This window comes from Dyella flava, from assembly GCF_016904955.1.
In the GTDB taxonomy this organism is placed as follows: domain Bacteria; phylum Pseudomonadota; class Gammaproteobacteria; order Xanthomonadales; family Rhodanobacteraceae; genus Dyella_B; species Dyella_B flava.
In genome coordinates, this window is record NZ_JADIKE010000036.1 from 142,910 (window position 1) to 155,882 (window position 12,973).

The 12,973-nt window shown below is 61.6% G+C and carries 11 protein-coding genes; 4 read left to right on the plus strand and 7 right to left on the minus strand.

What is annotated here, in order from left to right:
- Positions 1–119: 119 nt before the first annotated feature.
- From ISP19_RS12090 to ISP19_RS12120, 7 genes are all read right to left on the minus strand, one after another.
- Positions 120–1,229: a glycosyltransferase gene (locus ISP19_RS12090; protein ID WP_239556758.1), complete on the minus strand. Its 1,110-nt coding sequence runs from the start codon at positions 1,227–1,229 to the stop codon at positions 120–122.
- Between the two features lie 18 nt (positions 1,230–1,247).
- Entirely contained in the window at positions 1,248–2,390 is a 1,143-nt protein-coding gene (gene hpnH, locus ISP19_RS12095; RefSeq protein WP_204682442.1) for an adenosyl-hopene transferase HpnH, read from the minus strand.
- Between the two features lie 134 nt (positions 2,391–2,524).
- Positions 2,525–3,127, minus strand: a complete 603-nt coding sequence (idi, locus tag ISP19_RS12100; RefSeq protein WP_239556759.1) for an isopentenyl-diphosphate Delta-isomerase — start codon at positions 3,125–3,127, stop codon at positions 2,525–2,527.
- The gene (locus tag ISP19_RS12105; protein ID WP_204682446.1) at positions 3,120–5,399 is read right to left on the minus strand and encodes a hydroxymethylglutaryl-CoA reductase, degradative; all 2,280 of its coding nucleotides are present in this window, start codon (positions 5,397–5,399) and stop codon (positions 3,120–3,122) included. Before ISP19_RS12105 ends, idi begins: the two co-directional genes overlap by 8 nt.
- 94 nt (positions 5,400–5,493) lie before the next feature.
- Complete coding sequence (locus ISP19_RS12110) at positions 5,494–6,597, minus strand: mevalonate kinase family protein (protein WP_204682448.1); 1,104 nt, start codon at positions 6,595–6,597, stop codon at positions 5,494–5,496.
- Entirely contained in the window at positions 6,594–7,622 is a 1,029-nt protein-coding gene (gene mvaD / locus ISP19_RS12115; RefSeq protein WP_204682450.1) for a diphosphomevalonate decarboxylase, read from the minus strand. The genes ISP19_RS12110 and mvaD overlap by 4 nt, the downstream gene beginning before the upstream one ends.
- A gap of 54 nt (positions 7,623–7,676) precedes the next feature.
- Positions 7,677–8,246, minus strand: a complete 570-nt coding sequence (locus ISP19_RS12120; RefSeq protein WP_204682452.1) for a DUF2147 domain-containing protein — start codon at positions 8,244–8,246, stop codon at positions 7,677–7,679.
- A gap of 67 nt (positions 8,247–8,313) precedes the next feature.
- Between ISP19_RS12120 and hpnI the strand changes: the two genes are divergently transcribed.
- From hpnI to ISP19_RS12140, 4 genes are all read left to right on the plus strand, one after another.
- The gene (gene hpnI / locus ISP19_RS12125) at positions 8,314–9,462 is read left to right on the plus strand and encodes a bacteriohopanetetrol glucosamine biosynthesis glycosyltransferase HpnI (RefSeq protein ID WP_204682454.1); all 1,149 of its coding nucleotides are present in this window, start codon (positions 8,314–8,316) and stop codon (positions 9,460–9,462) included.
- 67 nt (positions 9,463–9,529) lie between these two features.
- Positions 9,530–10,957: a hopanoid biosynthesis associated radical SAM protein HpnJ gene (gene hpnJ / locus ISP19_RS12130; RefSeq protein ID WP_204682462.1), complete on the plus strand. Its 1,428-nt coding sequence runs from the start codon at positions 9,530–9,532 to the stop codon at positions 10,955–10,957.
- Positions 10,958–11,153: 196 nt separating this feature from the next.
- Positions 11,154–11,951, plus strand: coding sequence for a hopanoid biosynthesis-associated protein HpnK (gene hpnK, locus ISP19_RS12135; RefSeq protein WP_338082385.1), 798 nt, complete (start codon positions 11,154–11,156; stop codon positions 11,949–11,951).
- Complete coding sequence (locus ISP19_RS12140; RefSeq protein ID WP_239556761.1) at positions 11,948–12,970, plus strand: flippase-like domain-containing protein; 1,023 nt, start codon at positions 11,948–11,950, stop codon at positions 12,968–12,970. The genes hpnK and ISP19_RS12140 overlap by 4 nt, the downstream gene beginning before the upstream one ends.
- Positions 12,971–12,973 lie beyond the last annotated feature (3 nt).

Sequence of the window (12,973 nt, forward strand, 5' to 3'; positions counted from 1 at the left end):
AAGCTCCCCAGGGTTGCGGCCCGGCTACAGGCAGGGCGTGAATAGTTAGCTTCTGACTGTAGCCAGAGCGTCCCCATCTTCCAACCCTGCCTGACGGCATGGGACGAAAACCGCCCGCGTCAAGTGCTGTAGGTACGGTCCTTCCAGCGCGAGCGGACGCCGCGCCAGTAACGGATCGCCGAGCTCCAGGTCATACCCAGGTACAGCGCGGCGCCAAACGGCAACAGCAGCGCCCAGGCTAGCCGCATGTGGTAGTAGCGCAGCATGGGCAGGTAGCTGAGCATCATGGCGACGAGAGCGATGAGCCCCAGGCGCCAGGTGGCCGCATGCGCCAGGAGCAGGAACGGCAGGCCGTAGGCAAGCACGAAGAGCACCGTGACGACCAGCAAAACAGCAGTGGAGTAGCCGAGCTGGGTGAATGCGGAGCGCGCCACCATGTCGTGGATCGAGCCCAGCGTGCCATACGGGCGCAGGCTGACCACGCCGCGGCTGAGGCCCAGCCATGTGCGATAGCCGGCGTTCTTGACCTGCCTTGCCAACGTGCAGTCATCGATCAGCGCGTTACGCAAGCTCGCGAATGCGCCGGCGCGCTGCAGGGCTTCGGTATCGACCAGAATGCAGCCGCCAGCGGCCGCCGCAACCAGGCGCGAGGATGAATTGGAGACCGAGAAGGGATACAGCAGCTTGAAGTAGTAGACGAAGGCCGGTAGCAGCAGGCGATCCCAGAAACTCGTACGGCGCAGATCGGCCATCAGCGAGACAAATTGGCGGTTGTCGCGCCGCTTGTGCGCCAGCAATGCGGCGAGCAGCCCGGGCTGAAGTTGGATATCGGCGTCCAGCAGCAGGGTGATCGGCGTGCGCACCTGCGACTTACCCTGCTCCAGCGCCCACAGCTTGCCCGCCCAGCCTTCCGGCAAAGGCTGGCCGCGGATAACGCGTGTATTCGGGAACGAAGCGGCAATCTCGGCCGTCTTGTCGCTGGACTGGTCGTCAACCACCACCACCTGCAAGCCACTACCCTGCGCTTGCAAGCCAGCCAGCGTGAGGCCGATGACATCGGCCTCATTGCGTGCGGGAATCAGTACGGTGATCTCGCTGAGATCCTCCGACCCGGCTTGCGGGTCGGGCTCAATACGCTCGCGAGTACTCCAGGGCCGCCACGGTACCAGCAGCAGGCCCAACCACATCAGCACTGGTAGCGACGCGGCCACCCATCCCAGGATGCTCATTGATGACCGTGGTCGACGTCAGGGATTGGCGTCGACGCCGGTCGTCGAATTGCGGCGCTGGATCGAGCTGATCGGAATATGGATCGCGGTGGCGTCGGCACGATTGCCATACTTCACCGGCAGATCCGGTGCCATCGGACCATCGGTACGCGGACCGAACATCGACACCTTCAGCGCCTTCAGCGGATGCGCGAACATGTCATCCACCGCCGTGCCTTCGAAGCCGCAGTGCGCCATGCAGTTATCGCACTTGGGATTGATGCCCACACCGTACTTCTCCCACTCGGTGTCTTCCATCAATTCCTTGTAGGTCTTGGCGTAGCCTTCATCCACCAGCAGGTAACACGGCTTCTGCCAGCCGAAAATGTTGTAGGTCGGGTTGGACCACGGCGTGCACTGATAGGCCTGGTTGCCCGCGATGAAATCCACGAACAGCGCCGACTGATTGAACGCCCACTTGCGCTTGCGTTCCTTACCGATCTTGAAAATGCTGCGGAACAGCTGCTTGCTTTCGCTGCGACCAAGGAACACGTCCTGACGCGGCGCATGCTGGTAGCTGTAGCCCGGCGACACGGTGATGCCTTCCACGCCCAGTTCCATCGCGTAGTCGAAGAAGTCGGCGACCTCTTGCGGCGGCTCGCTGTTGAACAGCGTGCAATTGACCGTCACGCGGAAGCCCTTCGAGAGCGCCAGCTTGATCGCGGCCACGGCCTTGTCGAACACACCGTCCATGCAGACGGATTCGTCATGGCGCTTTTCAAGGCCATCGAGGTGCACCGACCACGTGAAGTACGGCGACGGCTTGTATTCGTCGATGTGCTTGGGCATCAGGATAGCGTTCGTGCACAGGTACACGAACTTCTTGCGCGCCACGATACCTTCGACGATCTTCGGCAGATCCTTGTGGATCAGCGGCTCGCCACCGGGAATCGAAACGACGGGTGCATCGCATTCGTCCACGGCTGCCAACGCCTGCTCCACGCTCATGCGCTTCTGCAGGATTTCCTTGGGCTGATCGATCTTGCCGCAACCGGCGCAGGCCAAATTGCACTGGAACAACGGTTCCAACATCATCGCCAGCGGATAACGTTTCTGACCGCTCAGCTTCTTGCCGAGGATGTAACGCGCGATCGTGGTCTGCTGAATAAGAGGAATACCCAAAGGATTCTCCAGTACGTCAATGCTGCGGATGCTTGCCGATCACCATCTGGCGATGCTTGCGCATCCGCAAACTGTAAGTGTTTACAAAGGCTTAGTATAAGCCACCCGGGTGGCCGCCGTTATTCCTGCCTTGCCTAACCCTTGGACAAGGGGGCGAACACGTGAGCATGCTCACGGCGGATCCGCTCCCATTCGATCTTGAACCAAGGGGTGAAAGCCTCGGGTTTGGCCGCCATTTCCGCATCGAGCGCGTCGGGCGAGATGTAGCGCAAACCTGAAATCTCGTTCACATTCACGGTCGGCGCATCATCGCTGCGCCCCGCATAGACCCAGCACAGCTCGTGTTCGGCACCATCAACATCGAACTGCGCCTGGTATTCGAACTTGAACAGATACTGCAGCGGGCAGGCCAGGCCCAGCTCTTCCTTCAGGCGGCGATGAATGGCGGTGTCCACCGTCTCACCGCGACGCGGATGGCTGCAGCAGGTATTGGACCAGTAGCCCGGCCACAGGCGCTTGCCCGGCGCACGCTGCTGCAACAGCAGCTCGCCCTTTGTGTTGAACACAAATAGCGAGAAGGCGCGATGCAAGGTGCCCTTGCCTTCGTGGGCCGAAGCCTTGTCGAGGAAACCAACTTCCTGGTCGTTGGAATCGACCAGCACCAAGGGTTCATCGTCGAAGGAGACGATTTCGTTCGAGTCACGCCATTCCTGGCGCTCGAGCTCTTGGTTATCCAATGTCCACCTCCATCGCCTGGTAGCCGGCATCGCGCATCGCGGCGGCGACCTTTTCGCGGTTCTGCGGGCACAGCGCGACGATCGAACCGCCGCCACCGCCACCCGTGAGCTTGGCGCCGAGCGCGCCGTGTTCCCGCGCAATCTGCACCAGCTCCTCCACTTCCCAGCTCGATACACGCAGCGCGTTGAGCAGGCCGTGGCAGATGTTCATCAAATCGCCCAGACGCTCCAGGTCGTACTGCTGCATGGCTTCCATGGCTTGCAGCGTGAGACCGTCGATCTGCTGGAAGATGCCGTCATACAGCGCCGGGTTGCGCTGCCATGCACTGCGCACCTTGCCGACCGTCACCGCGGTGAGGCTTTCCTTGCCGCTGATGCCGATCACCAGCGGAATACGCTTGGGCAACTGCAGCTCACGCACCATCGGTGCTTCGCCCTTCTTGCTGGCGCGCTTGTAGAGCAGCGGCTTGCCGTAGGTGGCGACGGTGTTGTCGATACCGGAGGCCGAGCCGTGTGCGACTTCTTCGCAGCGGAAGGCCAGTGCGTTGATCTCTTCATCGCTCAGGCCGAGCTTGTAGTGCTGATCGAGCGCGCGGATCACCGCCACCGCCATCGCGGCCGAACCACCCAGGCCCATGGCCCGCGGCACGTTCGGGAACACTTCGATGCGCATCGAGCGCTCGGTCAGTTCCAGCGTGTCGAAAATGATGCCCAGCGAGCGCTGGAAGGAGTCGCGATGTGCCGGGTCACGATGCAGGCGATATTCCACGCCCCAGCGCGGGATGAACATATCCACGCCGCCGGACTTGGTGTCCTGCGCGACCGCACGCACCGCCAACGGCACCGGCGCGGCAATCGCATGGCTGCCGTAAACGACCGCATGCTCGCCGAGCAGGATGATCTTGCCGTGACCGCAGGCGCGATGATCCACCGCGGGCTGTTCGGTCACATCAGGCACTCCGCGTGACTCTTTGCGCACCTGCTCGACGATTTCCTGGGCCTTCCAGATCTTGATCTCGCCGCTTTCCACCAGACGCTCCACCACGGTATCGAAGATTTCCGCAGTAGCGCCCGCGGCGACGGCGACACTGCGCGCATGCAGTGTCATGTGACCTTGCTGGATGCCCTCGGTGACCAGCGCACGCAGCGCAGAGAAGTTCTGCGCCAGACCAACCGCACCCATAATTTCTGCCAGCTCGCGCGCCGTCTTGACGCCGAGCAGGCGCAGGTTGAGCGCCACGGTGGCATTGGATTGCAGCGGCCCCCCGACGGTGCCGACCTTCATCGGGATATCGAGTTCGCCGATCAGCTCACCCTTCTCACCCTTGTACCAACGGGTCAGCGAGGTGTAGCGGCCACCGCGCGCAGCGTAGGCATGAGCGGCAGCCTCGATGGCGCGCCAGTCGTTGCCGGTGGCCAGCGCAACGGCATCGACACCATTCATGATGCCCTTGTTATGCGTTGCTGCACGGTACGGATCGATACTGGCGAATTCATTCGCGAGCACGATGCCGTCGCGCACTTCCTCACCGGTAAAGCCCTTGCCGGTGAGCTGCTCGGCCGGAATCACGCAGCGCGCGCGCACCATCGAGCGATCGGTAAGGTTGGAAAGAATGCGCAGGAAGACGCGGCCGCCGGTCATCGTTTCCACCAGCGAGGCGATGCCTTCGCACATGGTGTTGACCAGGTTGGCGCCCATCGCGTCGCGCGTATCGACCAACAGGTGCACCACCAGCATGTCGCCGCCTTCGGGACGCGGATGCACGTGCACTTCCAGATCCTGCGCACCGCCGCCACGTGCCACCATCTGCGGGTGGAGGCTGTTGGCAAGATTGAGCAACTCGTCCTTGCGCTGAAGCAATGCAGCCTTGGCGTGCGCAAGATGCGGCACATCCACCACCTGCACCTGGCCGATCAGCACCGGCTCGGTGCTTTCGACGGTGAAGCCACCAGTTCCACGCACCACTTTGGCGGCGGAGGACAAGGCGGCAACGATCGACGGCTCTTCCACCACCAGCGGCACGATGTAGTCGCGACCATTGACCAGGAAGTTGAGGCCGAGGCCGACGGGCAGACCCATCACGCCGACGACGTTCTCGATCATCTTGTCGGCTTTATGGATCTTCAGCGTGTGCTCGCCGGAGACCAGGGCCTGGTAATCCTCTGCGGATAGCCAGCCCCGCTCGTGGATGATGCGAACACGATCAGAAACCGAAAGTTTGTAGAAAGCGGGGAATCGGGACCGTTCGGCACTCGATGATTCGGCGCTCATACCGTAAGCACTCCGTATTGGACGTTAGTCATGCACCCCAACGTCAGGACGTTGCGTGCAGCACGTCGACCATGACGTTCAAGAACATTTGCGATCACGTCAAAATCCTTGAGGGGGGAAGATTTCGCGCAAGGCGCATATGGCTGCTGACCCCGTCGGAATCAAGTCCCAGGGGGACGACGTGCATGCCGGCCGGAACAATGGCTCGTTCAAATGTCGCCAACCTTTCTGGGTCGTCGGCAAAAACCACGCCGAAGTCGCCGCCTGCGCCGCACGGCTTGTAGCTGACACCTGCTTCAGAAGCCATATCTGCCAGCTTTTTCTGCTCTGGCGAATAGATCTCCAGACCGCACGCATGACCAAACTGCTGCAGGGCCGATGCATACGCTTTTGTCAGCTCAACGAAAGATTGGGCATCCTGGCGACCCAACGCATCCAGCCCCGCTTCGGAAAGCGTGCCGAGTTCACGCATGTGTGATGCGTAGTCAGCGGCGCGACTGACGCGCCACTGCGCCAAGCGCTGCAGGAAGTCATTGGTCGATACCGACTGGCCCGACCATACGAACAGACAATGCACCCCAGTCATCGGCCACGGCAGCGGCGCGAAAGTAGGTTCACGCGCCTGCCCTGCCAACTGGTAGCGAATCAAACCACCGGCGACGCTGGCAGCAACATCCACACCACTGCCCCGCCCACCTTGCCATCCGCCATGCATATGCAGCAGACGACGCAACCATTGCGTGCGATCGCTCAGCACATCGGCGTGTCCGGCGAAAGCCGCCAAGGCCGAAGCCAGCGCAACGGTCAGTGCTGCGCTGGAACCGAGCCCAAGCTTGGCGCGCGATGCGCCATCGACGTGGAAGAACCCGGAGGTATCCAGATGCAGGCTGAAACCTTCGCCCGCTTCAGGTGCAAGCCCTTCGCGCACCAGGCCTTGCCACACGTGCTCGACCAGTGACAGCTTGGCTGCGGCAACGTCATCACACCGCCAGCGCAAAGCACCACCTTCCACCGTCATGCGCGCACCACTGACACCAAGATCCGGCGCATGCACATCGCACACACCATCACTGCGCACTTCGATGCGCACATGGGCGCGACGATTCACCGCCAGCACCAACGCAGGCGCACCTTCCAGTACGGCGTATTCGCCCAGCAAAACCAGCTTGCCGGGAGCGCTTGCGGTGAGCTCCATCATGTCTCCAGCACACCTACCGGTCGTTCGCGCGCACCGGCGCCCAGACCCGTATCCAGTACGTCGAGCACACCGGGCACATCACGCAGCGCAGCCTTCACTTGCTCGATGGCCGATGGCGCGCATACCGCTTTCAACTGCGGTCCCGCGTCGACCGTGAAGAATACGGGCACGCCTTGTTGCCGCAGCGCACGCACGCGATGCATGCATTCCACCGTCGCGCCATTCCAGTAAAGCAGACCCGGCTGCGCGGCCATGGCCAGCGCATGCATCTTCAGGCAGCTGTACTCGGAAATCGCCGCAAGTCCATCGAAATCACGCGCAAGAATGGCGTTGCGCGCGCTATCCAGATCGGCCTCCTGGGTGTCGACCCAGGCCGATTGATAAGGCGACGTCTGCGCCGTGCGGCGCATGCCTTCGCTTGAACCCACCTGCTTGGCTGCCTTGGATGTAATGGCCACGGCAACACGCAACGGCCATGCATCGGCATCCAGCAAGGGACGAGCGACGGAGTCAGTGCCATCGGCCAGTCTGCCATGCGCCCACTCCACGTAACCGCCAAAAATGGAACGCGCCGCCGAGCCGGAGCAACGACGCGCCAGCACCGACTGCTCGGCGAGACTTAATTCAAGGCCCAGCGCTCGCGCGCCGGCATGCACCAGCGCAGCAAAACCTGAAGCGGAGGACGCCAGACCGGCAGCAGTGGGAAAGTTGTTCTCGCTGGCGACTTCTGCACCGTAGTCGACGCCCGCGCGCTCACGCAGCAGGTTCAGGCAGGCGGTGACGCGCTTGGACTCGGCCTCGTCGCTGCGGCCATTGAGACTCACCTGATCGTGCTTCTGCCCTGGCACAAAGCGCACTTCGGTGCGCGTCCACAGGCTGTCCAGGGTAATCGAGATGGAACCGACCGCCGGCAGATTCAGCAGCGCATCACGCTTGCCCCAGTATTTGACCAGCGCGATGTTCGGCTGGGCTTGCGAGGCAGCATGGAATGCTCCGGACACATCGGCGCGTGATTCGAGGTTCATACGTCTCGCAGGGGGAAGGGGAAAATCAACAAAAAACACAAGCCGGACAAAGAGTTACTTGTCTAGCACATCCATCACAAAGGGTAGGCCACCATCTACGGGGGTTCGCATGGTGACCCGGCTCCACACGGTATTTCCGCCAAACAGGCTGATGCCGATGTAGCCTCGCAGTTGCAGCCGGTTCGCACTCGTCAACCGGATCAGACAATTATACGTCCGTCCGTTCTCGGAATTATAAACGCGCCCATCGATCCACTTTCTGCCAGCAGCGTCATAGTGCAGCCCATTCAACAGCCGCAGGCCTGTCAAGGGCTGGGAACGCAAGGCAGGGTCGGGGTTGTTGCGGTCCGTGACGATCTTGCCGTTCAGTTCGGGGCCATCTTCCGGACCATAAGTGTCGTGCAGTTGCCAAAGAATGCGGCCCTGATATTCGTCGCCTACCTGCTCGATCCGGATCACCGCATCCCGGCTCTCCACCAGCCAGTCCCCCACAATCGCCGACGGGCCAGACGGCGTGTAGGCATTGCTCGCGCAAACCCCGCCGGGCGAAGCCCAGAGCAGAAAAAAAGCCAGTAAATACAATCCTGAATGTCGAAACAAACGTATGTGCCGCGCAATCTTCATCGCGCACCCTTGCATGGATGGTGATCGGCCCTCATGTCCCGCCCCTTGGTCTGTAGCATAAGCGTCCATGTCTTTAAGCTGGATTACCACCGCCATTATCCACGGACTCGGCATCGGACTCGCCTTTGCCGCCGCGGGCTATGCCTGTGTGGCCGTGTGGGCCGTGGTGAAAGGAATGCGCTCCCGCGTCATCAAGAACCCTACGCCCCCTCAACCGGTCGCCGTGCTCAAGCCCTTGCACGGCGCAGAGCCTCGCCTGTACGAGAATCTGCGCACTTTCTGCGTGCAGACGCACCCGAATTATCAATTGGTTTTCGGTGTACGCGAACCGGATGATCCGGCCATCGCCGTGGTCCAGCGCTTGCGCGAAGAATTTCCGCAACGATCAATTGTTTTAGCCGTCGATCCACGCATCCATGGCGCGAATTTCAAAGTCAGCAACCTGATCAACATGCTGCCTCACGCACAGCATGGCTGGCTGGTGCTGGCCGATGCTGACATTAGCGTGCCCGCGGATTATCTGGTGCGTGTTACGGCGCCGCTGGCCGATCCTGATGTCGGCATTATCACGTGCCTTTATCACGGCATATCCGGCCCTTCCTTCTGGTCACGCCTTGGCCGTCTGTTTATCGACGACTGGTTTGCGCCCTCGGTACGGCTCTCGCATGCGTTTGGCTCCACTCGCTTTGCGTTCGGCTCCACCATTGCGCTGCGGCGTGACGCCTTGCAGGCCATCGGCGGCTTCGAGGCCTTGCGCGATACACTGGCCGATGACTTCTGGCTGGGCGAACTTACCCGCCGTGCAGGCCTGCGCACCGTGTTGTCTGAAGTTGTCGTGGGCACGGATGTCGGCGAAAGCAAACTGAAAGAATTGTGGACGCATGAATTGCGCTGGCTACGTACCATCCGCTCACTTGCTCCGGCAGGTTTTGCCATGACTTTCGTGTGCTTTACATCGCCCTTATTGCTGCTCGGACTATGTCTGGCACCGGGTGCGGCGACCGCGGGTCTGGCCCTGCTCGGTGGCGGGGCTCGGGTTTTGCTACACTTTTTACAGCGGCGCACCAGTGACCGACGCTTCGCCTGGCACGAAGTCCTGCTGATTCCCCTCCGCGACACCTTATTGCTGATGGAATGGGCAGCAGCCCTCGCCGGTTGGCAGGTAAGATGGCGCGGTCAGGTTTTGCATGCTCGAGGCGGCGGTTCAGCGCCGTAAACCTAAGATTTCTGAACTATCTGCTGTCCCTGGGCACGGTTGAGTGCCTCCGCAGGAGTCCTCCGTAATGAAAACGCTTTTTCTGCAAGCTCCCTCCTTCGACGGCTTTGATGGTGGCGCCGGTTCGCGCTATCAGGCCAAACGTGAGATCAAGAGCTTTTGGTATCCCACCTGGCTGGCTCAACCGGCTGCGATGGTGCCCGATTCGCGCGTGCTTGACGCACCGGCCGACGAGATTTCGGTCGAAGACAGCCTGCGCATCGCCGAGGGCTATGACCTGGTGATCATCCACACCAGCACGCCTTCCTTCCCGACCGATGCCAAGTTCGCGGAGCTGTTGAAGGCGCGCAAGCCGAGCGTGCTGATCGGCTTGGTCGGCGCAAAAGTCGCGGTGGATCCGAGCGGTTCGCTCACCGCATCGCCTGCCATTGATTTCGTCGCGCGCGAAGAGTTCGACTACACCTGCAAGGAAGTCGCCGAGGGCCGTCCGTTCGAAAGCATCACCGGCATCAGCTACAAGCTGGCCGATGGCACCGTGCAGCACAATCCGCCGCGCGCGATGATCGAGAACATGGACGACCTGCCCTTCGTGGCACCGATCTACAAGCGCGACCTCACGATCAACAACTACTTCATCGGCTACCTCAAGCACCCGTACGTGTCCATCTACACGGGCCGTGGTTGCCGCTCCAAGTGCACCTTCTGCCTGTGGCCGCAGACCGTGGGCGGTCATCGCTATCGCACGCGCTCGGCCGCGAACGTGCTGGCCGAGGCGAAGTGGATCAAGGAGAACATGCCGGAAGTGAAGGAACTGATGTTCGACGACGACACCTTCACCGACAGCTCCAACATGGAGCGTGTGCATGACATCGCGCGCGGCCTGGGTGCGATGGGCTGGACCTGGTCCTGCAACGCGAAGGCCAATGTGCCGTACGAGTCGTTGAAGATCATGAAGGAAAACGGCCTGCGCCTGTTGCTCGTGGGTTACGAGTCCGGCGACGACCAGATCCTGCACAACATCAAGAAGGGTCTGCGCACCGACATCGCGCGCCGCTTCACCGAAGACTGCCGCAAGCTGGGCATCACCATCCACGGCACCTTCATTCTTGGCCTGCCGGGCGAAACCAAGGAAACGATCGACAAGACGATCCAGTTCGCCAAGGAGATCAACCCGCACACCATCCAGGTGTCGCTGGCCGCTCCCTACCCGGGCACCACGCTGTACAACCAGGCGGTCGAAAACGGCTGGCTGAAGGAGAACGAGGCGGTCAACCTGGTCAATGACAAGGGCGTGCAGCTCGCGCTGATCAGCTACCCGCATCTTTCCAAGGAAGACATCTTCCACGGCGTGGAGAAGTTCTATCGGGCCTTCTACTTCCGTCCGTCGAAGATCTGGGAGATCGTCAAGGAAATGCTGGCGAGCTGGGAAATGATGAAGCGTCGTCTGCGCGAAGGCGTGGAGTTCTTCCGCTTCCTGCGCGCGCACGAGGCGTGACCTTTTAGCCTCCTCCTCTCCCCGCTGGGCGACCCGAAGGTAGTCCCTGTGGGAGAGAGGATCGAGGTGAGGGGCCACGGCTTGCCTCAGTCGTCACATGAAATCGCGCACTGAACCTTCCATTCGGCGAGAGCAACCCCTCACCCCACCCCTCTCTTCGGAAGGGAAAGGGATCAAGGGTGAACGCCCTCGCCTGATCGTTACAGCTGATGATTTCGGCTTGCATGCAGCCGTCAACGAAGCGGTCGAGCGCGGTTATCGCGACGGCGTGCTGCGCGCTGCCAGCTTGATGGTTGGAGCGCCTGCCGTGGCTGATGCCGTGGCGCGCGCCAAACAAAACCCCGGCCTTGCCGTGGGTCTGCACCTGGTGCTTGCGGATGGACGCGCGATGCTGCCACCGTCGCGCATTCCTGATCTCGTCGACGCGCAGGGCATGTTCAACTCGGACATGGTGCGCAACGGTATTCGCTTCTTCTTCCTGCCGCACGTCCGTCGCCAATTGGCTGACGAAATCCATGCGCAATTCGAAGCCTTTGCGGCGACCGGTCTGCCACTCGATCACGTCAATGCGCACAAGCATTTCCATCTGCATCCCACGATCCTGTCGCTGATGTTGAGCATCGGCCGCCAATACGGCCTGCGGGCGATCCGCCTGCCATCCGAACCCGGCATGGGGCCGTGGCTGCGGCCCTGGCTGGCGCTCATGCGCTGGCGCATGAAGCGTGCGGGCATTGCCTACAACGATCACGTATTCGGCCTCCGGCATAGCGGCGGCATGGATGAAATGGTCATGCTGGACATCCTGCAGCAGCTGCCAGACGGTCTCTCGGAGGTGTATCTGCACCCCGCCTCGCACGGTCACCTGACCGCAAGCATGGCCGATTACCGGCATGCCGATGAGCTTGCCGCACTGCTGTCGCCACGTGTGCGCGATGCGATCGCGCAACGCTACCTGCTTTGCAACGGCTTCTCGGACCCAGCGGCGGCGACATGAGCATGAAGCTTTTCAGCTATATCGCCGGCTTCCTCGGTCTGGCTGTCGCGATCGCACTCGTAGCGCATCAGGGCTGGGGCGAGATTGCCGAGGCGATCGATCACGCCGGTTGGCCGTTGTTGTGGCTGTTGCCCTTCCACGCCCTGCCCTTGCTGCTGGATGTGGTCGGCTGGCGTGTGCTGATCGCCCCGCGCGATCATCATCGCCGGCTCACGCTGCCCTTCTTGTTCTGGGTAGCCTCCGTTCGTGAAGCCAGCAACCGCTTGTTGCCGGTGGCGAACATCGGCGGCGAGATTATCGGCATACGCCTGGTGAAATGGCGTGGCATCGGCGGTGCCGCCGCCGCGGCCAGCATCATCATGGAAGTGCTGTTGACGCTGGTGAACCAGTATCTGTTTACTGCGCTCGGCATCATTCTTCTGATCGAGCTGACCAGCAATATCAGTGCGTTCAGCACAGTGATTTCCGCGCTTGTCGCAAGCCTGCCGCTACCGATCTTCCTGCTCATCCTGCTTCGCCACGGCAAGGTGTTCTCCCGCATCGAGGCGTTTGCGGAGAAATCGTTGGGGGGACGCTCCAAGCTCACCGAGCTGATCGACGGCGCCAATCTGGATCTGGAGATCCGCTCGCAATATTCCCGCCCCTTGAGACTGATGCTGGCGTGCGGCTGGCAGTTCCTGGGCTACGTGGTCGGCAGCTTCGAAACCTGGCTGGCACTGCACCTGCTGGGTTATCCGATCAGTCTGTGGGATGCGATCGCCATCGAGGCCGTCACCCAGGCGCTGCGTCACATCATTTTCGTTGTGCCAGCCGGCATCGGCGTACAAGAAGGCGGTCTGGTGCTGTTCGGCAACATCATTGGCCTGCCGCCCGAGGCCAGTGTCGCCTTGTCCCTGGTCAAGCGCATGCGCGAAATAGGCTTTGGCGTGCCAGCCCTGATTTCCTGGCAATGGGCCGAAGCCCGCCGACTGTATACGGGCTCCTCCGCACGCGCCGGTTCCAGTCAGCCGCCTACCTGAAGA